Source organism: Variovorax sp. PAMC 28711 (genome assembly GCF_001577265.1).
Taxonomy (GTDB): domain Bacteria; phylum Pseudomonadota; class Gammaproteobacteria; order Burkholderiales; family Burkholderiaceae_C; genus Variovorax.
The window spans coordinates 1,510,933-1,532,293 of sequence record NZ_CP014517.1 but is presented as its reverse complement, the minus strand read 5'-3'; the positions used below and the strand labels follow the sequence as shown (position 1 = coordinate 1,532,293).

Sequence of the window (21,361 nt, the reverse complement as noted above, 5' to 3'; positions counted from 1 at the left end):
CCGCGCGGCATCAGCCGCTCAGCCCGTCCACTGCCTGGAACAGCGCCTGCCGGGCCTGGCTGACGATCTGACCTTTCCAGGCATCCGTGTCCGTGTAGAACGCAGCCAGCGTCCCCGCGCGAATCGCGTCGGTGAGTTCGGCAGGAGCTTCGGGATGCTTGTGCAGCCAGTGGTCGGCGCGCAGCGCGCCGGTCACTTCCAGGATCGGCTGGGTGCCGTACTCGAGCGCGATGGCGGTGTAGTCGGCGTCGGGGCACTCGTCGTAGATCGCGCTCCACATGAGCCCGGTGAGAAAAGCCGATGTCGACGAGCCGTCGTAGATCGAGGTGACCGGCGCAGCGGGCGTTCCCCACCACGCATTGGCGCGCGCATAGGCGGCCTTGTCGTCGCGACACGCGAAGATCCGCTCGCCCAGGCCGTTCGGGCCGAGGCCGGTGTGCAGGTCGATCCAGGCGAGCTGGCGCGCGGACTGAGCGTATTTTCTCAGCACCTTGCGGAAGGTCTGGTTGCTCCAGGTCGGGGCCTGGCCGCCGAAGAAGAGTCCGTCGGGAAACTGGTACTGCCCGCCCGTGACCGCCGCCTGATAGGCCGTCGTGCCGTGCTCGGCGATCCAGCCGTTGATGGCGGCCTGGTTCTCTTCGGTCGGTGGCCACGCGTCCGGGAGCAGCAGCGCATGCAGCTTGGCGTAGGCGGCGTTCACCGGCAGCGGCTTCGTGTAGTCGACGAAGTTGCGGTTCAGGTCGACGTTCTCGTTCGTGACCCGACGGCGGTGCGAAAAGCCGTGCGGGTTGAGCGCGTGCACGTACATCACCGCCACGCCTGCAGCTCGCGCCTTCTCGCGCCACTCGTCGTCGTGCAGCGCGAACACCTGCACGCCGCTGCCGCAATGGCCCTCGACGCCGTGGCACGCGCTGGTGACGATCAGGAGGCGCATGGCATCGGGCGAGCCGTCCAAGGCGATGTCCATCGACAGCTCTTCGCCGTCACGGCCCTTGGACGGATGCACGTTGGCATCGACCTGCAGACCTGCGTCGGCAGCCGCCTTCAGGAATTTCTGGCGCGCGACGGCGTAGCTGGGCGAGAAAGCGTCTGGAATCCCGATCACGCGGCGGCTCCCGGTTTCAGGAACTGTTCCGCCAGCTCGACCCAGCAGGTCGCACCGAGCGGGATCAGGTCGTCGTTGAAGTCATAGCTCGCGTTGTGCAGCGTGCACGGACCGCCACCGTGGTGCATCTCGCGGTGCGCGCCGTCGCCGTTGCCGATGAAGGCATACGCGCCCGGCTTGGCCAGCAGCATGAAGGAGAAATCTTCGGCCGTCATCGCCGGTTCCTGTGTCAGCACGTTGTCGGCGCCGACGATGCCGGCCATCACGCGGCGCGCGAAGTTCGCTTCGTCGGCGGAATTGATGGTCGGCGGGTAGTTGCGGACGAACTCGAAATCGCACTCGGCGCCGTGCGCCGCGCAGAGGCCCTCCGCGACCTGCTTCATGCGCGACTCGATCAGGTCGAGCACCTCGAGCGTGAAGGTGCGCACCGTGCCGCGCAGCTCGACGTTGTTCGGGATCACGTTGACCGCTTCGCCCGCATGAAACATCGTCACCGAGATCAGCCCCGCATCGGTCGGCTTCTTGTTGCGCGTGAGGATGGTCTGGAAGGCCTGCACCATTTCGCAGCCGATCGGCACCGGATCGATGCCGGTGTGCGGCAGCGCGGCATGGCCGCCCTTGCCGCGGATGACGATGCGGAACTCGTTGCTCGACGCCATCGCCGGGCCGGGGCTCACCGCGAACTGGCCGACCTTCATGCCGGGCCAGTTGTGCATGCCGAACACGGCGTCCATCGGGAACTGTTCGAAGATCCCTTCCTTGACCATCTCGCGCGCGCCGCCGCCGCCTTCTTCCGCGGGCTGGAAGATCAAATAGACGGTGCCGTCGAAATTCCGGTTCTTCGAGAAATGCTGCGCCGCGGCCAGCAGCATCGCGGTGTGGCCGTCATGGCCGCAGGCGTGCATCTTTCCTTCGTGCGTGCTCTTGTGCGCGAAGCCGTTGAGCTCGGTCACGGGCAGTGCGTCCATGTCGGCACGCAGGCCGATGGCCCGCGGGCTGTTGCCGTTCTTGATGATGCCGATGACCCCGGTCGTGGCCATGCCGCGGTGGATCGGGATGCCCCATTCGGTGAGCTTCGCCGCGACCACATCGGCCGTGCGCACCTCCTGGAAACAGAGCTCTGGATGGGCGTGGATATCGCGCCGGATCGACGCGATCCCGGCCGCCTGCGTGACGAGGGAATCGATGAGTTTCATATGGGGAGACAGTCTAGGCTTTGCGGTCCATGCCCGCAAAACCCGTGCCGTGTTTCCCCACGAACGACTCAGCGCCCGATTTCTTTCAGGTAGGTCGCGCGGGCCGCCAGCGCCGTGTCGGTGAAATCGGTGAAGACACCGTCCACGCCGAGGCGGTAGTAGGCGAGGTACTCGTTCTTCGGATCGCCCTTGTAGTCGGCTGCGAGTCGACGGTTTTCGTTCCGGAAAGTGAAAGGGTGCACGAACAGTCCGGCCTGGTGCGCATCGGCGACCAGCGTGGTCGGCGCGATCGAGTTGGCGTCGGCATCGTTGACCTTGCCGTCCTTGTTCGCGTCGATGGCCTTGCCGTCGGCGCCCATGTTTCCCTGGATGCTGACGATGTAGCGCTTCCATGGGCCGATGCCGTCGGCATAGGTCTTGATCTCGGCCAGGCCGGCCGGCGTGACCATCACGCTGAAGGTGCGCATGTCGCCGGCCTGGGTCCATTCGTAGGGGCGGTCGACCGGCACGGCGTACGTCATGGCGCCGGTCTTCATGTCGATGCCGTCGCCGTCGATGAGCTGGATCAGCCGCGTGTTCAGGCCCTTGCTCTTCATGTACTTGAGGCTGCCGGGCTCGAAGGACTGCACGAAGATCGGCGCCGTCTTGCTGTTGAGGCCGGCGGCGTTGATCATCGCGATGAGCTTGTCTTCCATGGGCAGGCCCATGTCGCGAAACCAGGTCGGGTTCTTGGTTTCCGGGTAGATCGCGATGGGGCGGCCTGTCTCGAGCGTCTTGGCTTTCTGGAAATCGAGGATTTCCTGGAATGTCGCCACCTTGTACTTGCCGTTGAATTCCTGCGGGCGTTCGGCATCGGTCGAAATGGCGCCCAGCGTCTTGAGCTCGCGCAGCGTGAAGTCCTGGACGAACCAGCCGGTCTGCGTCTCGCCATCGACTTTGATCGTCTTTTTGCGCGCAGCGAATTCCGGATGCTTCGCGATGTCGGTGCTGATCGACAGGTTGGGGTCGTGGCGTGCGACCAGCACACCGTCTTTCGTGACCAGCAGGTCCATCTCGATCACATCGGCGCCGAGGTCGACGGCACGCGCATACGCTTCGATCGTTTCTTCGGGCAGATAGCCGGACGCGCCGCGGTGTGCGACCACCAGCGGTGCCTTGCCGTCGAGCGTGAGCAGGCCGTTGGGAGCAGCCCGCGGCATGCTGCAGGCAGAAAGACACAAGACGGCCGCTGTTGTGAGCGCGGTTGCAATTGGTTTCATGAGCGGGTCGCCTCCGGCAGGGTAAAACGGCAGCGTACACCGGCAGAGTGACACTTCAATGGCGCACGCATCTTGCATGCCGACTTTTCGGACAATCGATCCATGGCGAACATTCTTTCCTCCCGCAGCCTCGAATTCGCGCAGACGCTCGTGCGCATGAACACGGTCAGCGCGAACAGCAATCTGGAACTGATCGACTTCGTGCGCGACCACCTGGCCGGCCTCGGCGTGCGCAGCCGTCTCACCTACAACGCCGACAAGACCAAGGCCAATCTCTTCGCCACGCTCGGCGCGGGCAAGCCGGCCGGCGTGATCATTTCGGGCCACACCGACACGGTGCCCTGGGACGGGCAGGACTGGAGCATCGATCCGCTTTCGGCGATGGTGCAGGACTGGCCACAAGCCTCGTTGCGCGAAGACGGCGAGATCCAGCGCGCCGAGGCCCGCCTGTATGGCCGCGGCGCCGCCGACATGAAGAGCTTCATCGCGATCGCACTCGCCAACGCCGAGCGCTTCATGGAAAGCACCTCGCCGTTCGCGGTGCACTTCGCGTTCACCTACGACGAAGAAGTGGGCTGCTTCGGCGTGCGCGAACTCATCGCCGACATGAAGGACCAGGGCGTGAAGCCGCTGGCCTGCATCATCGGCGAGCCCACCAACATGGTGCCGGCCATCGCGCACAAAGGCGTGTACCGCTACAAGTGCTGCGTGCGCGGCAAGGAGGCGCATTCGTCGCTCACGCCGCAGTCGGTGAATGCGATCGAGATGGCGGCGCGCGTGGTCTCCCGCCTTCGCGACATGGCCGACGGCTTCGAGAATTCCGAGAAGCGCTACGAAGGCTTCGACGTGCCCTTCAGCACCGCGAGCGTGGGCCAGTTCCACGGCGGCATCGCCGACAACGTGGTGCCGCGCGATGCCGAGTTCCGCTACGAATTCCGCAACCTGCCGACCGCCGACGCCCAGCTCATGCAAAAGGAAGTCGTCGCCTACGCCGCGCGCGCCGAAGAGGCCATGAAAAAGGTCGCGCCCGACGCCGGCTTCAGCTTCGAGACGATCTGCGAAGTGCCGAGCTTTCTGGGGTCGGCCGCCGATCCGGTCACGCGACTCGCGCAGCGCCTGGCCAACGAAGACCGCACCACGCTCGTCGCTTTCGGCACCGAGGCCGGCCTCTTCAAGAACGCCGGCATCCCGACCGTGGTGTGCGGCCCCGGCAGCATCACGCAGGCGCACCAGCCCGACGAATACGTGTCGCTCGACCAGCTCGCGCGCTGCGAGCTGTTCATGCACGGCCTGGCCAACACGCAAGAGATTCGCTGAAAGTCGCCGCATGAAGCGCGTCGCGCTCGGCCTGCTCTGCGCTGCCGCACTGCTGTATGCGCTGGCCAAGGCGTTCGAGCCGCGCCATGCGTGGCTCGGTTACGTGGCCGCGTTCGCGGAGGCCGCGATGGTCGGCGCCATCGCCGACTGGTTCGCGGTGGTGGCGCTGTTCCGCCACCCGCTCGGCCTGCCGATCCCGCACACCGCGATCATCCCGGCCAACAAGGACCGCATCGGCGCCAACCTTGCCGGCTTCATCTGCAACAACTTTCTGAGCACGACGCAGGTGCTCGGGAAGCTCAAGCAGTTCGACCCGGCTGCGCGCATCGCCGACTGGCTGGCGGCGCCGGCCAACGCGGCGAAGCTCGGCGACCACGCGGTGACGGTGGTGCGCTACGGCCTCACCGCGTTCGACGATGCGCGCGTGCGCGATTTTCTCGGCCGCACCGTCGTCGCGGGCCTCGGTCAGGTCGACCTGTCGCGCCTGCTCGGCCAAGCACTCGATGGGCTCACCGCAGGCAACCGGCACCAGGCGCTGCTCGACGATGTGCTGGTGCAGGTCGCTGGTCTCATCGAAGGCGAAGAATTGCAGGAGCGCATCACCGAAGCCATCGCGCGCGAGATCAAGACGCTGCGCTACGTCGGCCTCGATCAGTTGGCCGCCAAGCTCGCGACGCGCAAGATCGTGGCGGCCGTGGCGCGCACCCTCACCGAACTGGCGGCCGAACCCGACCATCCGCTGCGCCGTCGCTTCGATCATTTCGTCGACGATTTCGTGGTGCGCCTCAAGCACGACCCGGAGTTCCAGGCGCGCGGCGAGCAGATCCGTGCCGAGCTGCAAACGCATCCGGCACTTGCCGAGTACGCGCACGGCCTGTGGACTGAACTGCTCGCGTGGTTGAACGACGACCTGTCACGCCACGACTCGGGCATCCGCCAGCGCGTGGTGACCATGGCCACCTCGCTCGGCGCGCGGCTGCAGCGCGATGAGGCGATCCGCCGCTGGATCAACGAACAGATCGAAGCCGCCGCCCCCGCCGCGATCGACCGTTACCGCGAAGACATCCGCCGCTACATCGTCGAGCGCGTGGGCGAGTGGAACGCGGACGAGATGACCGATGAGCTGGAGCGCAACATCGGTCGGGACTTGCAGTTCATCCGGATCAACGGGACGTTGGTGGGTGGGCTGGTCGGGCTCCTGATCTATTCGGTGACGCAGTTGTTTGCGTGAGTGCGTGACAGTGCGGGCGGCGTCGGCGGGCGGTGTGCCTGTGGGCGGCTGGCGCCTGCGGTCCTTCGGACTTCGCTGCTGCTCCTCGCCAAAGACGGGGTCCGCGCAAACTCGCTTCGCTCAAACAAGCGCGGCCCTGATCCGTCTTTTGCTGCGGTGCTCGCCGCAGGCTGACGCTCGCCCACAGGCACACCGCCCACCGACGCTGGACAGGTTGTCGAGCGCACTCGACTACATCGCGCCGCTTGGGACAAATGCGAGGCGTCAAAATGCAGCTTATGAATCGCCTGCTCGAGATTGGCTTTGAACCCGCCGGCAATTGGTTCAACGATGCTGGAAAACTGAGGGTTGAGCTCACGCGACACTCCGCACAGAAGAACATCCTTTACGCCTTCGTCTGTGATGGCGTTGTCATGTACGTCGGGAAGACCGTTCGCATGCTTGCTACTCGGATGTCGGGCTACAGAAATCCTGGCAAGACTCAGACCACAAATATCAGTAACAACCGGCGATTGCTTGACGCCCTCGATGCTGGTTCAGCTGTCGAAATCTTGGCACTCCCCGACAACGGGCTGTTGCACTACGGTAGGTTTCACTTGAACCTGGCCGCTGCGCTGGAAGATGACATCATTCGGGTGCTCGACCCGCCTTGAAATGGTGGCAAACCCGAGAAAGTCGCGGAACCTGATGCCGCAGTCAACGCACTGATGGCAGAGGCGGCGATTCCATTCGCTGAGACCTTTCGGTTTGTTCTGCAGCGGACCTACTTTAATACTGGATTTTTCAACGTGAGCGTCGCTGCACAGACTTATCTGGGTAGCGATGGCGAAACGATCGAACTGTTCCTTGGCGACGCCCAAAATGCCGCGCTCGGGACCATTAACCGCACCGCTAATCCGAATCGCACGCCGCGAGTAATGGGGGGAGCTGCGCTCAGAGACTGGTTCCAAATTCATTCGCACGAAATGGCAACAATCTCCGTGCAAGTTTTATCGCCAACATCCATTCGACTTGCTTCTGCCGGCGAGAGAAAGGATGCCGGCTAGGTGTCGCTTGGGCGAGTCGCGAGCGATCAGCACCAAGCCCGACACGCGGAGCGCCCTGCCCGCCTCCCCTGTGCGCGGCTGAGGAGCGCAGACGCAGGCGGATCAGGGCTGCGCGTGTTTGAGCGCAGCGAGTTTGCGCGGACCCCGCCGGAGTCGAGTACCGCAAGGCAGCCCGCAGGGCCCGCGCAGTGGGGAGGCGGGCAGGGCGCTCCGCGTGCCGGGCGCTCTCACCATCGACAACGCTTTGCAAGCCAAAAGTGCCTGCAGCCCGCGCCAGTCAGGCGCTAATAGCTATTAATTCAATAGCAGATCAAGTCCGAATCCGCCCATCCCCCGTGATCATCGACAGCTCGACGAACTTGGATGCCACATGGTTCTTCGGCGAGAACGAAACTTCGAAGCCGCCGAACTGCTGGCGGTCGATGCCTTCGAGCCCGGCGATCAGGCCGTCGCGTGTGGCCTTGCCCGAGGTCTTGCGAAGGCCCTCGGTCAGCACCCGGGCGGCGAGGTAGCCCTCCATGCTTGAAAAGTTGGCTTTGGTGTCGCCGCCACTCTTGCGCAGGGCTTCGGCGAAGTCACGCGTGATGCCGTTGGCCGGGTTGTAGGGCGAGGGCACGACCTGCGTCACGACCACGCCGGCGCCTTCCTTGCCGAGCTCGTCCGACAGCGCTTGCGTGCCGACGAACGACACGTTGAAGAACGTGCCGCCGTAGCCGGCCTTGCGCGCCTCGCGGATGAACGCGGCGCACGATTTGTAGGCGCTCACCTGGACCACGGCGTCGGGTCGGGCCGCCACGATCTTCTTCACCGCGTCGCCGACGTCGACCGAGTTGCGCTCGACCGTGGCCTGCGCCGCGGGTTGCAGGTTCAGCTGTGCCAGCGCGAGGTTCACGCCGTCGAGCCCGGCCTTGCCGTAGGCGTCGTTCTGGTAGAAAACCGCGATCTTCTTCAGGCCCAGGTGCGTGAGCTGCTTGACGATCAGCGCGGTCTCGTCGTTGTACGAGGCGCGCATGTGGAACACGTTTTTATGAAACGGTTCGCGCAATGCCATGGCGCCGGTGAAGGGCGCGATGAAGGGCACCTTGTCTTTCACCGCCAGCGGCAGTGCGGCCAGGCTGGTCGGCGTGCCGATGTAGCCGAAGAGCGCGAAGGCGTCGTCGTCGATCAGCTTCTTCGTGTTGGCGGCGGTGCGTTCGGGCTCGTAGCCGTCGTCCAGGAATTTGATCTGCACATCGCGGTGACCCGGCACGGCGTTGTACTGGTCGAGGTACAGCTTGGCGCCTTGGTAGAACTGGATGCCGAGCTGCGCGGCCGGGCCGGTGAACGGGGCGGACTGCCCGAGAACGATCGGCGTCTCGCTCTGCGCGCGCACGACACCGGCACCGCCGAGCGCAGCAGCTCCAGCGCCAAGGGAAAAAATTCTTCGGTTGATCATCTGAAAACCCCTCACGACGCGGCGCCCGCGCACAAACTAGACTTCTCCGTCGCTCTCGCCACGGTGCTTATTCGATGACTCCTACATCCCTCCAGCCGGCCCCTGCAACCCTCGCGACGGTGCTTGGCGCCTGTCCGCACGATTGCCCCGACACCTGCGCGCTCGTCACCACGGTGCAGGACGGCATCGCCGTCAAGCTGCAGGGCAATCCGGCCCACCCGCACACCGCAGGCGTGCTGTGCACCAAGGTCTCGCGCTACATCGAGCGCAACGACCACGCGGAGCGGTTGGTGCAACCGATGAAGCGTTGCGGCCCCAAAGGCGCTGGCCAATTCGAGCCGGTGTCGTGGGATGCGGCGCTCGACGCCATCGCGCAGCAGCTGCGGTCCAAGAAACATCCTGAAACGATTGTGCCTTACAGCTATGCCGGAACGATGGGTTTGGTGCAGGGCGAATCGATGGACCGTCGTTTTTTTCACAAGCTCGGCGCGTCGCTTCTGGACCGCACGATCTGCTCGACCGCAGGGGGTGAGGCCTTAGGTTTTACTTTGGGCGGCAAGGTCGGCATGCGGGTCGAATTTTTCGCCGAGGCGAAGCTGATCCTGATCTGGGGCAGCAACTCGATCGGCAGCAACCTGCATTTCTGGCGCCACGCGCAAGCGGCCAAGCGCGCCGGCGCCAGGCTGGTGTGCATCGACCCGCGCAGGACCGAAACGGCCGACAAATGCGACGAGCACATCGCGCTGCTGCCCGGCACCGATGCGGCGCTGGCTTTCGCGCTGATGCACGAACTCATCGTCAACGACTGGCTCGATCACGACTACATCGCCGAACACACGCTCGGCTGGGACGCCTTGCGCGAGCGCGCGTTGCAGTGGCCGCCGGCACGCGCGGCCGAGGTGTGCGGCGTGCCCGAGGCGCAGATCGTCGCGCTGGCCAGGGCGTACGGCACCACGAAGCCGGCAGCCATCCGCCTCAACTACGGCATGCAGCGCGTGCGCGGCGGCGGCAACGCGGCACGCGCGATCGCCAGCCTGCCGGCGCTGGTCGGCGCCTGGCGCGATCGCGCGGGCGGTTTGCTGCTGAGCAGCTCGGGGCAGTTTCCGATCGACCGGGCGGCGTTGCAGCGGCCCGATCTGCTGGCCGGCCGCCGGCCGCGCACGGTGAACATGGTGCGCATCGGCGACGCGCTCACGGGCGACGCGGCGGCGCTGTCTGACGGGCCGCCGGTCGAGGTGGTGATCGTCTACAACAGCAACCCGGTCGCGGTCGCGCCGGAGTCGGCCAAGGTGGCGGCGGGCTTCGCGCGCGAAGACTTGTTCTGCGTGGTGATGGAGCAGTTTCAGACCGACACCGCCGACTACGCCGACTATCTGCTGCCCGCCACCACGCAACTGGAGCACTGGGACATCCACACCAGCTACGGCCACACCGACGTGCTGCTGAATCGCCCGGCCGTCGCGCCGCGCGGCGAGGCGCGCAGCAACGCCTGGGTGTTCCGCGAACTCGCGCGCCGCATGGGCTTCGACGAGCCGTGCTTCGCGGACGACGACGAGGCGCTGTGCCGCGCCGCGTTCGCCGAGGGTGCGATCGATTACGCGCAGCTCGAAGCGCAAGGCTTCACCAGCGTGAACGTGCCCGAGGCGCCGTTCGCGAACGGCAATTTCCCGACACCTTCAGGCCGCTGCGAATTCGTGAGCCCGCGCTTGCAGGCGCAGGGGCAGGATGGCCTGCCCGATCACGTGCCCAACTGGGAGCCGGCCGGCAGCTCGGCCGAATTCCCGCTCGCGATGATCTCGCCACCGGCGCGCAATTTTCTCAACTCGACCTTCGTCAACGTGAAAAGCCTGCGCGCGATCGAGGTCGAGCCGCTGCTCGAAATCCACGCCGACGACGCGGCCGCGCGCGGCATCGTCGATGGCGCCACCGTGCGGGTTTTCAACGCGCGCGGCGAGCACCGCTGCCGCGCCGAGGTCTCGCGCCGCGCCCGGCAGGGCGTGGTGCACGGCATGGGCATCTGGTGGCGCAAGTTCGGCATGGACGGCACCAACGTCAACCAGCTCACCAGCCAGCGCCTGACCGACATCGGCCGCGGCCCGACCTTCTACGACTGCCTGGTGCAGGTCGAGGCGGTGCCCGCGCCATGAAATGGCGGACGGCAGCGCTCGGGGTGGTCGTTGTGGCGGCGGCAACGGCGCTCGCCGGCTGCAGCAACCTCGGCTACTACTGGCAGTCCGCTAGCGGCCATCTCGGCGTGTTGCGCGCGGCACGCCCGGTGCCCGACTGGCTCGGCGACCCGACCACATCGGCCGCGCTCCGCGCCAAGCTCGAACTCACCCAGCGCATCCGCCGTTTCGCGTCGGACGAGCTCGGTCTCCCCGACAACCGCAGCTACACGGCTTATGCCGACCTGCACCGCACCGCCGCGCTGTGGAACGTGGTGGCGGCGCCGGAATACTCGCTCAAACTCAAGACCTGGTGTTTTCCGGTCGCAGGCTGCGTCGGCTATCGCGGCTACTACGACGAGGTGGCAGCGAAAGCGGAGGCCGCGCAGCAAGCGGCCGACGGCTTTGAAGTCGCGGTCTATCCGGTGCCGGCGTACTCCACGCTCGGGTTGCTGGACTGGGCCGGCGGCGATCCGCTGCTGTCGACCTTCATCGGCTATCCCGATGGCGAGTTGGCGCGCATCGTCTTCCACGAGCTGGCGCACCAGGTGCTGTATGTGCCGGACGACACGCTCTTCAACGAGTCGTTCGCGACGGCGGTCGAGCGCATCGGTGGCGCGATGTGGCTGCAGCGCGAAGGCAGCGAAAGCGTGCGCCGCGACTACGCACAGTTCGACGCGCGCCGCCAGCAGTTCCGCGCGCTCACCCTGGAGACGCGACGCACGCTGACCGCCATCTACGGTTCCGGAGACACCGCAACGCGCGACTCGCCAGCGCTGGCCGACCTGAAAGCAAAGGCCATGAGTGACTTTCACGCGCGTTACGCCGTTCTGCGCGCGAGCTGGCCCGGCCCGCGCCAGGGCGCCTACGACGGCTGGGTCGCGCGCGCCAACAACGCGATGTTCGGTGCGCAGGGCGCCTACGACGACCTGGTGCCGAACTTCGAGGCGCTCTATGTGCAGCAAGGTCGCGACTGGCCGCGCTTCTATGCGGCCGTGAAGCAACTGGCGAAGCTCCCGAAGCTACAGCGGATGGCGGCGCTGGGCGCGCTTGTCCCACCCGGGCCCGATTCGGCGGCTGCGATGATGGCGCCTTCGACAACGACCCATCGACCCCAACACGGAGACCGCGGTGCCTGACATCCATATCGAACGACAACACACGCTGGGCATCGAAGCCGCACGCGAGGCCGCGCACCAATGGATTGCGCAGGCGCGCGAGGAGTACGGCATGGAATGCAACTATGTCGAAGGCGACGCCTGCGACACGGCCCAGTTTTCGCGCGCCGGCATGGACGGAACCCTCGAGGTGACCGCCGACCGCTTTCTGCTCGAAGCCAACCTCGGCTTTTTGTTCAGCAGCTTCAGCGACCAGATCGAAAGCAAGATATCGAAGAACCTCGACGAACTGCTCGGCACCGCGGCCTCCGAGCCGAAGTACGACGACGACGGGGCCTACGGCAAGTGGTGACCGGGGTCAGCCGCGCAGGGAGTCGATCAGGTCGATGTAGCCCTGCTTCGCGTCGTCGGCGCTGAGGCTTTTCTGGGCCGTCCATGCGTCCCACTTGGCGCGTGCCACGAAGTCGCTGAAGCTCGGCCGCTTCTCGGCATTGGCGCCTTGCGTCGCCTGCTTGTAGAGGCCGTAGATTTTCAACAACGTCACGTTGTCGGGGCGCTCCGGCAGCAGTTTGGATTGGGCCTCGGCGGCTTCAAATCGGGTTTGGAGGTCGTTGGTGTCAGGCATGCGCTCAGTCTGCCAGACCGGCGCGCGCCAGTTCCACATCGAGCCGCTCGCGTGCGTCAGCGGGCGTGAGCGCCGCGGCCTTTTCGTAGAGCGCGGTGGCCTCGGCCATGCAGCCTTCGCCATGCAGCGCAAGCACGGCGCGTGCGTATTCCATGAGGCCGCTCGCGGAGTCGGGGTTCAGCGCGAGACCGCGCTCGAACAGCGTCATGGCCGTTTCGGCCCGCGCGCCGTAGGTCATGCGGCCGACCAGCGCGCCGACCTTGTCGATCACTTCGGCATGGAAGGTGGCCAGCGCGATGTGCGCATCGGCGTGGTGCGGCTGCAGCGCGATGATTCGCTCCAGCGCCAGTTTGACCTTGCTGCCCAAGCCCTTGGCGAGGGCGCGCGCGACGCTGATGCCTTGCGCATAGCGGCCGATCGCGTAGGCCTGCCAATAGAGCGCCTGGCAGTTGTCGGGCTCGGCCACCACCTGCGCATGCGCACGCTCGGCGACCTCGCGGAAGAGGGCGAGCCGCGCGGCTTCGCGCGGCTCGAGGTAGTTCGCATAGATGGCCGTCGCCTGGTTCGCGAGCGCCATGCCTTCCGTGCCGTGGGCGAGCCCGATGTTCGCGGCCGCCTCAAAATCGCCGCTGTGATAGCGCGCCCAGCCTTCGGCCAGCGGTCCGGGTGCGGGCGGTTGCAAGCCCTGGCCGGCGTGCAGCCGGACCCAGCGGTGTCGCAGTTGGTCCACGTCGATCTTCGGCGCGTCGGCATAGGGGAAGCGGGTCCACGCCCCCGTCGGGGACGCAGCGCCGGGCATCAGCAGCGAAAGGGGTTGGAGGTCGGGCGGTGACATCACGGCAGTGCCGGTTCAGCCGGTGCGTCTTCGTTCGCCTGGGCGTAGGCGTCGTTGAGCGTCAGCAGGTGCCGCCGTTGATCGGGCTCGAGGTACGGCGCCAACAGTTGCAGCACGTGGTGGCCGCCGCGCAGCAGGGCGCCCTGCACGTGGGCCGGCTCCAGCGCCTGGCGGGGGTTGCGCACGTACTCGTAGCTGAGCCAATACGTCAGCACCACCACCATGCTCTGCGCCAGCGCATCGACCTCGCGCACGTCGATGTCGAGATGGCCCGCGTGGCTCAGGCCGGCGAGCAGGCTGCGGATCGCGCGCACCTTGTTCTTCAGCACCAGCTGGAACTGCGTCTCGAGGTTGCGGTTCTTGCTGAGCAGGTCGTTCAGGTCGCGGTAAAGAAAGCGGTACCGCCAGATCAGCTCGAACAGGCTGTGCATGAAGAACCAGGCGTCTTCCACGTCGTGCACGCCTTCGCTCGCGTGCAGCAGCTCGTTGAGCTCGGTCTCGTAGCCTTCGAAGAGCTTGTTGATCAGCTCGTCCTTGGCGGGGTAGTGGTAGTAGAGATTGCCGGGGCTGATGTTGAGCTCGCCGGCGACGAGCGTGGTCGACACGTTCGGTTCTCCGAAGCGGTTGAACAGCGCCAACGCGGCCTCCAGGATGCGTTGTGCAGTGCGTCGTGGCGCTTTCTTGGCCATGCGGTGCCCCGGTGTTTTTTGTCTCGGGGCCACTCTAGCGCAATCCCGGCGTTGCCGGGTAGGACGGGACCCGACTCAGCTGCGCCGGCGCGTCGCGGTGCGGCCGGAGGGCTTGGCCGCCGTGGGCGCGGTCGCGCGCGAGGCGCTCTTGCGCGGTGCCGTCTTGCGTGCGGCCGGTGCTTCCTTCGCTTTCAGCTGCGCTTCCAGCACCTCGACCCGCGCCTGCAAGGCGGCGACCTCGGCGGCAGAGGGCATGCCGAGTTTTTCGAGCGCCTTGGCCACGCGCTCTTCGAAGATGTTTTCGAGCTTGCCCCAGCCGCCCGCGGCCTTGGTGCCGAAGTCGCCCGCGAGGCTCGCCATGCGGGCCTGTGCCTGCGCCAGGGTTTCTTCGGCCGCCTGCTGCGTTTTCTTCTGCATGCCGGTGCCGTCCTTCACCAAGGCTTCGAAGGCCTTGCTGCCCTCCTGCTGCATCTTCGCGAAGGCGCCCAGGCCGGCGAGCCAGATCTGCTGGGCGGAGTCCTTGATGCGGTCTGCGGACTTGTCGTCGTCTTTGGTGGCTGGCATGGGGGCTTTCCTGAAATCAGTCTTCTTTGCCGACCGCGATGTTGTAGCCGTGCTGTTTCAGCAATGCGTGTTGCCGAGCGCTTGTCAAATCGGCAGTCACCATCGACTTCACCAGTTCATGCAAAGTTATTTCGGGTATCCAACCGAGATCATTTTTAGCCAAGCTGGGATCCCCGAGAAGCGTTTCGACTTCAGCAGGTCGGAAATAGTTCGGGTCGACCGACACCAGCACGTCACCAGGCTTGATGCCCGGCGCATCGTCACCCGCGATGGTCTTCACGATCGCTTTTTCATCCACTCCCTTGCCGACGAAGTCCAGTGTGATCCCCAGTTGCTCTGCAGCGATACGAATAAAGTCACGTACGCTGTACTGCACACCTGTCGCAATGACGTAGTCCTTGGGCGTTTCTTGCTGAAGCATCATCCACTGCATCCGCACATAGTCTTTGGCGTGGCCCCAGTCGCGCAACGCATCCAGATTCCCCATGTACAACCGCTTTTCCAGGCCCTGAGCGATGTTGCAAAGGCCGCGCGTGATCTTGCGAGTCACGAAGGTCTCACCGCGCCGTTCGCTTTCATGGTTGAACAGAATGCCGTTGCACGCGTACATGCCATACGCTTCACGATAGTTTTTGGTGATCCAGTACGCGTACAGCTTGGCCACGCCATAAGGGCTCCGCGGATAGAACGGCGTGCTCTCCCGCTGCGGGATTTCTTGCACCAATCCATAGAGTTCGCTGGTACTGGCTTGATAAAAGCGGGTCTTTTCCTGCAGGCCAAGCAGACGTATGGCTTCGAGCAAACGCAAAGTGCCAATGCCATCAACGTCGGCGGTGTATTCCGGCGCCTCGAAGCTGACCGCCACGTGGCTTTGCGCGCCGAGGTTATAGATCTCGTCTGGCTGTACTTGCTGAACGATCCGCGTGAGATTGCTCGTGTCCGTCAAGTCGCCGTAGTGCAAATGAAGATTGCGGCCAGAGACATGTGGATCCTGATAAAGGTGATCAATGCGCTGCGTGTTGAACGACGAGGCGCGGCGCTTGATGCCATGGACCTCGTATCCCTTTTCGAGCAGAAGTTCTGCAAGGTAGGAGCCGTCCTGGCCAGTGATGCCAGTGATGAGCGCTTTCTTCTGTGTCATTTACCGCTTACTTTCTTGAGTTGGGTGACTCGCCCATAGGTGTCGTCGAACCTCACGATATCGTCTTCGCCGAGATAGCCGCCTGATTGAACCTCGATGACCTCGAGCATTGTCTTGCCAGGGTTCTCCAGACGGTGAACCACTCCGAGGGGAATGTAAACCGACTCGTTCTCGCGCAGAAGAATGGTTTCTTCATCTCGCGTGACCATCGCTGTTCCCTTGACTACGACCCAATGTTCGGCCCTGTGGTGATGCATCTGCAATGAGAGTTTTGCCCCGGGCTTGACGGTCAGTCGCTTGACTTGGAACCTTTCTCCGGCGTCGATGCTGTCGTACGCACCCCACGGGCGCGCTACGCGTCTGTGCTCGGTGGCTTCGGTGCGTCCAGCGGCCGTCAGGAGGCCCACGACGTCTTTGACCTGTTCAAGGCAGTGGATGCTTGCTACCAGTAAGGCATCCTGCGTATCAATGATTACAAGGTCCTCGGTGCCGAGCGCGACGACCGGCCGCAACGGAGCATGAACAAACGTGTTCTTTGAGCTCAGTGCAACAGCTTTGCCGCTCAAGCGATTTCCGTCCTCATCTGCAGGATGCATGGCGGCCACTGCGCTCCAGCTTCCAACGTCGCTCCATGCGCCAGCAAATGGAACGACTGCGATCCGCTCGTACTTTTCCAGCACCGCGTAGTCGATGCTGTCGATACGACAGCTTTCGAAAGCCTTGCGTTCCGGGCGGAAGAAGTTGCCATCGGTGCTTCCGCTTTGCATGGCTTGTCGGCAGCTTGCCAATATATCCGGAGCGCAGTTTTCTAGGGCTTCAATGAGCGTATCGGCGCGCGCCAGCAGGATGCCGGCGTTCCAGAGCATGTCGCCACGCAGCAACATACGCTGGGCATCGTCGGCAGTGGGCTTCTCATGAAACTCGGCAACTGTCCGGCCGGCAGACGCGCCCTTGCTTTCGTCCAGAACTCGTCCTGGCTCGATATAACCGTAGCCAGTGCTCGGAAAGCTGGGCGCCACGCCAAATGTGACGATGTAGCCAGCCAGCGCCGCATCTACGCCCTGAGCCACGGTGCTCGCGAAAAGTTTTGGGTCGGCGATGTAGTGATCTGCGGGCGCCAGCAAAAGCATCGCATCCGGTTCCGCCAAAAGCGCAGCCATTGCAACGGCAGCGGCGGTGCCACGGCCGACCGGCTCCAGAATTTCGCGGCCCGTTACCTTGCAATTGACCATCGCCTCATCGAGCATGAATCGATGGTCGTCGGATCCGATGCAAGTGACCTCGGCGTTGAGTAGCTTGAGTCGATCAAGCGTGAGCTCGAGCAGGCTTTTGCCATCGATGAGAGGCGCAAACTGCTTTGGCAGGGCCTTTCGCGAGAGAGGCCAAAGGCGGGTGCCGCTGCCGCCACACATCACGACAGGTTGAATCACAGTAGCCATGGTCAAGCTCTCAGGTTAAGCACTTTGTACAGCGGCGCAAAACACGTCGCCTGCAAACAAAAGCATACATGAAACAATTGTAACCTTGCCTCGCCTCTGGCCGTCGAAGTGAGTGTGGAAAGGCGCGAAACCGCGCAGTTTTTCACCTGTTTGCGAATGGGATAATGGGTGATTCGACTACGAGGAGTGGTCTTTTCATAACAACAGGGGACCCCATGATCCTGGTTACCGGAGGCGCCGGCTTTATCGGCGCGAATTTCGTGCTCGACTGGCTCGCGCAGAGCGACGAACCGCTTGTCAACGTAGACAAGCTCACCTACGCCGGCAATCTCGAAACGCTCGCGTCGCTCAAGAACAACCCGAAGCACATCTTCGTGCAGGGCGACATCGGCGACAGCGCGTTGTTCGACAAGCTGCTCATCGAACACAAGCCACGCGCGGTCGTCAATTTCGCGGCTGAATCGCACGTCGATCGTTCCATCCACGGGCCCGAAGATTTCGTGCAGACCAATGTGCTGGGCACCTTCCGTTTGCTCGAAGCGGTGCGAGGCCATTGGAACGCGCTGCCGGCCGACCAGAAGGAAGCTTTCCGGTTTCTGCACGTGTCGACCGACGAGGTCTACGGATCGCTGTCGAAGACCGACCCGGCCTTCACCGAAGAAAACAAGTACGAGCCCAACAGCCCGTACTCGGCCAGCAAGGCCGCCAGCGACCATCTGGTGCGGGCCTGGCATCACACTTACGGCCTGCCCGTGGTGACCACGAATTGCTCGAACAATTACGGGCCGTTCCATTTTCCCGAAAAGCTCATCCCGCTGATGATCGTCAACGCGCTCGCCGGCAAACCGCTGCCGGTGTACGGCGACGGCATGCAGGTGCGCGACTGGCTCTACGTCAAGGACCACTGCAGCGCGATTCGCCGAGTGCTCGAAGCAGGCCGCCTGGGCGAGACGTACAACGTCGGCGGCTGGAACGAAAAGCCGAACATCGAGATCGTGAACACCGTGTGCGCGCTGCTCGACGAACTGCAGCCGCACGCAGGCGGCAAGAGCTACCGCGAACAGATCACCTACGTCACCGATCGCCCCGGCCACGACCGCCGCTACGCCATCGATGCACGCAAGCTCGAGAAAGAACTGGGCTGGAAGCCGGCCGAGACCTTCGACACCGGCATCCGCAAGACCGTCGAGTGGTACCTGGCCAATGGCGAGTGGGTGCGCAACGTGCAAAGCGGTGCGTACCGCGAGTGGGTCGAAAAGCAATACGAGAAGGCGCCCGCATGAAGTTGCTGCTGCTGGGCAAGGGCGGCCAGGTCGGCTGGGAACTGCAACGCAGCCTGGCGCCGCTGGGCGAAGTGGTGGCGCTCGATTTCGACAGCACCGACTTTCATGCCGACTTCAGCCACCCCGAGCAATTGGCCGAAACCGTGCGCAAGGTGCGGCCCGATGTGATCGTCAATGCGGCGGCCCACACGGCGGTCGACAAGGCCGAGAGCGAAGTCGAATTCGCGCGAAAGCTCAACGCGACGTCTCCCGGCGTGGTCGCTGAGGCCGCGCAGCAAATCGGCGCGCTGATGGTCCATTACTCGACCGACTACGTATTCGACGGCAGCGGCAGCAAGCCCTGGCGCGAAGACGATGCCACCGGGCCGCTGAGCGTGTATGGCCGTACCAAGCTAGAAGGCGAGCAACTCGTTGCGCAGCACTGCGCCAAGCATTTGATCTTTCGCACCAGCTGGGTTTACGCGGCGCGCGGCGGCAACTTCGCCAAAACGATGCTTCGCCTTGCCAAGGAACGCGATCGCCTCACCGTCATCGACGACCAGTTCGGCGCGCCCACAGGGGCCGAATTGCTCGCTGACATCACCGCGCACGCGATCCGCGACACGCTGCGCGATCCGTCGAAGGCGGGCCTTTACCACCTGGTAGCGGGTGGCGAGACGTCGTGGCACGGCTACGCGAAGTTCGTGATCGAGCAGGCGCAGCAGGCCGGCGTCGAGCTCAAGGCATCGCCTGACGCGGTCGACCCGGTGCCGACCAGCGCATTTCCGACGCCGGCGACCCGGCCCCACAACTCACGCCTCAACACCGGAAAGTTGCAGGCCGCGTTCGGCCTCACCTTGCCGCCCTGGCAGGTCGGCGTCGCACGCATGCTGCGCGAAACACTTTGAAGTCGATCGACAAGAAAAAAGGGACACCCATGACGCAACGCAAAGGCATCATCCTCGCCGGAGGCTCCGGCACCCGGCTGCACCCGGCCACGCTCGCCATGAGCAAGCAACTGCTGCCCGTGTACGACAAGCCGATGATCTATTACCCCCTGAGCACTCTGATGCTGGGCGGCATCCGCGACATCCTTATCATCAGCACCCCGCAAGATACGCCGCGCTTTCAGCAACTGCTGGGCGACGGCAGCCAGTGGGGCATGAACCTGCAATACGCGATTCAGCCGAGCCCGGACGGGCTGGCGCAGGCTTTCATCATCGGCGACAAGTTTCTGGGCAACGCACCCAGCGCGCTGGTGCTGGGCGACAACATCTTTTACGGCCACGACTTCGAGCATCTCTTGAGCGACGCCGATGAAAGCAACGCCGGCGCGACCGTGTTCGCGTACCACGTGCACGACCCGGAGCGCTACGGGGTGGTGGCCTTCGATACCGCCGGGAAGGCCAGCAGCATCGAAGAGAAGCCGCTCAAGCCCAAGAGCAGCTATGCGGTGACCGGGCTCTACTTCTACGACAACCAGGTTGTCGACATTGCCAAGGCCGTCAAGCCCAGCGACCGCGGCGAGCTGGAGATCACGGCTGTCAACCAGGCCTATCTCGACCGCGGCCAGCTGAATGTGCAGATCATGGCGCGCGGGTATGCGTGGCTGGACACTGGCACGCATGAGAGTCTGCTTGAGGCGGGGCAGTTCATAGCCACGCTGGAACATCGCCAGGGTCTGAAGATTGCTTGCCCGGAAGAGATCGCTTGGCGCCGCGGGTTCATCGATCGCGGGCAACTCGAAAAGCTGGCCGCGCCACTCCAGAAAAATGGCTATGGCAAATACCTCAACCACCTGCTGGCCGAGAAGATTCGCTCATGAAGATCACCTCGACTGCCATACCCGACGTCCTGGTCATCGAGCCAAAGGTATTCGGCGATGCGCGTGGCTTCTTCATGGAGAGCTTTAACCAAAGCGCTTTCAAGGAAGCCGCGGGCAGTGCCGTTGACTTTGTGCAGGACAATCATTCCCGCTCTACTCAGGGCGTCCTGCGCGGTTTGCACTATCAGGTGCAGCGGCCGCAAGGAAAACTGGTACGCGTTGCCAGAGGCTCCGTGTTCGACGTCGCCGTCGACATCCGTAAGTCGTCGCCGACCTTCGGCAAGTGGGTGGGGGTTGAGTTGAGCGAAGGTAACCACAAACAGTTATGGGTGCCCGCGGGGTTCGCACATGGTTTTCTGGTCCTCAGCGAAACGGCAGATTTTCTGTACAAGACGACTGACTATTACGCGCCGGAGTTTGAGCGCAGCATTCGCTGGAACGACCCGGCCTTGGACATCACGTGGCCGGACTTCGGTGCAACTCCGAGGCTCTCGGCCAAAGATGCCGCAGGTGCATTTTTGGCGGGTGCAGACCTATTTGCTTGATCGCCAAATCGACGCGGCGCTATAAAAATTTCAGGAAACGATGAACACGAAAACGCTGCGCGAGCTCTATGAACAGCACAAGGGGAAGGTTTCGGACAAATGGTCGATCTACCTCTCCGAATACGACCGGTTCTTTTCCGCGTACAGGGATAAGCCAATTCGGCTTCTGGAAATCGGCATTCAAAATGGTGGATCGCTCGAAATATGGGGCGAGTATTTCCCGGTGGCTTCCAAGATCGTTGGATGTGACATTAACCCCGACTGCGCCAAGCTGATCTATACAGACCCACGTGTCTCGGTGGTGGTGGGGGATGCAAATTCCGACGACGTCGAAGAAAAAATCTCGGACGTCAGCCCGGGGTTCGACTTGATCATTGACGATGGGTCACATGTCTCAGGGGATATCGTTCGCTCCTTTGCGCGGTATTTCCCTCGATTGGTAGATGGCGGCCTTTTCGTCGCAGAAGACCTGCATTGCAGCTACTGGCAGAGTTTCCAAGGTGGGCTGTTCGACCCGGCTTCTTCCATTGCATTCTTCAAGCGATTGGCCGACATCGTCAGTCA

At 63.9% G+C, this 21,361-nt stretch carries 21 protein-coding genes and 1 pseudogene; 12 read left to right on the top strand and 10 right to left on the bottom strand.

All coding sequences use genetic code 11. The features are described 5' to 3' along the window. Positions 1–10: 10 nt before the first annotated feature. The 3 genes from AX767_RS07610 to AX767_RS07600 all read right to left on the bottom strand — a co-directional run bounded on the left by AX767_RS07610 (position 11) and on the right by AX767_RS07600 (position 3,500). A complete protein-coding gene (locus AX767_RS07610; RefSeq protein WP_068630079.1) occupies positions 11–1,105 on the bottom strand; it encodes a M14 family metallopeptidase in 1,095 nt (364 codons plus the stop codon). Beyond that, the gene (locus AX767_RS07605) at positions 1,102–2,301 is read right to left on the bottom strand and encodes a M20 aminoacylase family protein (protein WP_068630078.1); all 1,200 of its coding nucleotides are present in this window, start codon (positions 2,299–2,301) and stop codon (positions 1,102–1,104) included. Before AX767_RS07605 ends, AX767_RS07610 begins: the two co-directional genes overlap by 4 nt. 68 nt (positions 2,302–2,369) lie before the next feature. Further along, positions 2,370–3,500 (bottom strand): glycerophosphodiester phosphodiesterase, encoded by a 1,131-nt coding sequence (locus AX767_RS07600; RefSeq protein ID WP_237288593.1) that lies wholly within the window; start codon positions 3,498–3,500, stop codon positions 2,370–2,372. Positions 3,501–3,662: 162 nt separating this feature from the next. Here AX767_RS07600 and argE point away from each other — a divergent pair, with 162 nt between their 5' ends. From argE to AX767_RS21320, 4 genes are all read left to right on the top strand, one after another. Then, positions 3,663–4,877, top strand: a complete 1,215-nt coding sequence (gene argE / locus AX767_RS07595) for an acetylornithine deacetylase (protein ID WP_210392577.1) — start codon at positions 3,663–3,665, stop codon at positions 4,875–4,877. Positions 4,878–4,887: 10 nt separating this feature from the next. Further along, positions 4,888–6,108, top strand: coding sequence for a DUF445 domain-containing protein (locus tag AX767_RS07590; RefSeq protein ID WP_068630074.1), 1,221 nt, complete (start codon positions 4,888–4,890; stop codon positions 6,106–6,108). Positions 6,109–6,386: 278 nt separating this feature from the next. Next, the gene (locus AX767_RS07585; RefSeq protein WP_210392575.1) at positions 6,387–6,761 is read left to right on the top strand and encodes a GIY-YIG nuclease family protein; all 375 of its coding nucleotides are present in this window, start codon (positions 6,387–6,389) and stop codon (positions 6,759–6,761) included. A 54-nt stretch (positions 6,762–6,815) separates the two neighbouring features. Next, complete coding sequence (locus tag AX767_RS21320) at positions 6,816–7,154, top strand: hypothetical protein (protein WP_156480992.1); 339 nt, start codon at positions 6,816–6,818, stop codon at positions 7,152–7,154. A gap of 310 nt (positions 7,155–7,464) precedes the next feature. On the opposite strand, the gene AX767_RS07580 is transcribed toward AX767_RS21320, so the two are convergent. Continuing rightward, entirely contained in the window at positions 7,465–8,589 is a 1,125-nt protein-coding gene (locus AX767_RS07580) for an ABC transporter substrate-binding protein (RefSeq protein ID WP_068630072.1), read from the bottom strand. A 74-nt stretch (positions 8,590–8,663) separates the two neighbouring features. On the opposite strand from AX767_RS07580, the gene AX767_RS07575 reads away from it, so the two are divergent. Genes AX767_RS07575 through AX767_RS07565 form a run of 3 tightly spaced genes read left to right on the top strand, consistent with a single transcriptional unit; the run spans position 8,664 to position 12,224 of the window. Continuing rightward, the gene (locus AX767_RS07575; protein ID WP_068630070.1) at positions 8,664–10,736 is read left to right on the top strand and encodes a molybdopterin-containing oxidoreductase family protein; all 2,073 of its coding nucleotides are present in this window, start codon (positions 8,664–8,666) and stop codon (positions 10,734–10,736) included. Then, a complete protein-coding gene (locus AX767_RS07570) occupies positions 10,733–11,893 on the top strand; it encodes an aminopeptidase (RefSeq protein ID WP_082754901.1) in 1,161 nt (386 codons plus the stop codon). The genes AX767_RS07575 and AX767_RS07570 overlap by 4 nt, the downstream gene beginning before the upstream one ends. After that, positions 11,886–12,224: a polyhydroxyalkanoic acid system family protein gene (locus AX767_RS07565; RefSeq protein ID WP_068630068.1), complete on the top strand. Its 339-nt coding sequence runs from the start codon at positions 11,886–11,888 to the stop codon at positions 12,222–12,224. Before AX767_RS07570 ends, AX767_RS07565 begins: the two co-directional genes overlap by 8 nt. 6 nt (positions 12,225–12,230) lie before the next feature. Here the strand turns inward: AX767_RS07565 and AX767_RS07560 are convergent, their stop codons facing one another. The 6 genes from AX767_RS07560 to AX767_RS07535 all read right to left on the bottom strand — a co-directional run bounded on the left by AX767_RS07560 (position 12,231) and on the right by AX767_RS07535 (position 17,165). Then, positions 12,231–12,497, bottom strand: coding sequence for an acyl-CoA-binding protein (locus AX767_RS07560; RefSeq protein ID WP_068630066.1), 267 nt, complete (start codon positions 12,495–12,497; stop codon positions 12,231–12,233). A 4-nt stretch (positions 12,498–12,501) separates the two neighbouring features. Beyond that, complete coding sequence (locus tag AX767_RS07555; protein ID WP_156480991.1) at positions 12,502–13,332, bottom strand: hypothetical protein; 831 nt, start codon at positions 13,330–13,332, stop codon at positions 12,502–12,504. Next, on the bottom strand, positions 13,332–14,021 hold the full coding sequence (locus AX767_RS07550) for a TetR/AcrR family transcriptional regulator (protein WP_068630064.1): 690 nt from the start codon (positions 14,019–14,021) through the stop codon (positions 13,332–13,334). Before AX767_RS07550 ends, AX767_RS07555 begins: the two co-directional genes overlap by 1 nt. 75 nt (positions 14,022–14,096) lie before the next feature. Then, complete coding sequence (locus AX767_RS07545) at positions 14,097–14,585, bottom strand: phasin family protein (protein ID WP_068630062.1); 489 nt, start codon at positions 14,583–14,585, stop codon at positions 14,097–14,099. A gap of 16 nt (positions 14,586–14,601) precedes the next feature. Then, positions 14,602–15,726: a GDP-mannose 4,6-dehydratase gene (gene gmd, locus AX767_RS07540; RefSeq protein WP_068630060.1), complete on the bottom strand. Its 1,125-nt coding sequence runs from the start codon at positions 15,724–15,726 to the stop codon at positions 14,602–14,604. Next, on the bottom strand, positions 15,723–17,165 hold the full coding sequence (locus AX767_RS07535) for a mannose-1-phosphate guanylyltransferase/mannose-6-phosphate isomerase (protein ID WP_068633453.1): 1,443 nt from the start codon (positions 17,163–17,165) through the stop codon (positions 15,723–15,725). The genes gmd and AX767_RS07535 overlap by 4 nt, the downstream gene beginning before the upstream one ends. A gap of 215 nt (positions 17,166–17,380) precedes the next feature. On the opposite strand from AX767_RS07535, the gene rfbB reads away from it, so the two are divergent. The 5 genes and pseudogenes from rfbB to AX767_RS22260 all read left to right on the top strand — a co-directional run. Further along, positions 17,381–18,448, top strand: a complete 1,068-nt coding sequence (gene rfbB, locus AX767_RS07530) for a dTDP-glucose 4,6-dehydratase (protein WP_068630057.1) — start codon at positions 17,381–17,383, stop codon at positions 18,446–18,448. After that, positions 18,445–19,335, top strand: coding sequence for a dTDP-4-dehydrorhamnose reductase (gene rfbD / locus AX767_RS07525; protein ID WP_068630055.1), 891 nt, complete (start codon positions 18,445–18,447; stop codon positions 19,333–19,335). Before rfbB ends, rfbD begins: the two co-directional genes overlap by 4 nt. Before the next feature lie 29 nt (positions 19,336–19,364). Further along, on the top strand, positions 19,365–20,252 hold the full coding sequence (rfbA, locus tag AX767_RS07520; protein ID WP_068630053.1) for a glucose-1-phosphate thymidylyltransferase RfbA: 888 nt from the start codon (positions 19,365–19,367) through the stop codon (positions 20,250–20,252). Next, positions 20,249–20,797, top strand: a complete 549-nt coding sequence (gene rfbC, locus AX767_RS07515; RefSeq protein WP_068630051.1) for a dTDP-4-dehydrorhamnose 3,5-epimerase — start codon at positions 20,249–20,251, stop codon at positions 20,795–20,797. Before rfbA ends, rfbC begins: the two co-directional genes overlap by 4 nt. Positions 20,798–20,837: 40 nt before the next feature. Next, positions 20,838–21,152, top strand: a pseudogene (locus AX767_RS22260) (hypothetical protein); the annotation flags it as partial. Between the last annotated feature and the right edge of the window lie 209 nt (positions 21,153–21,361).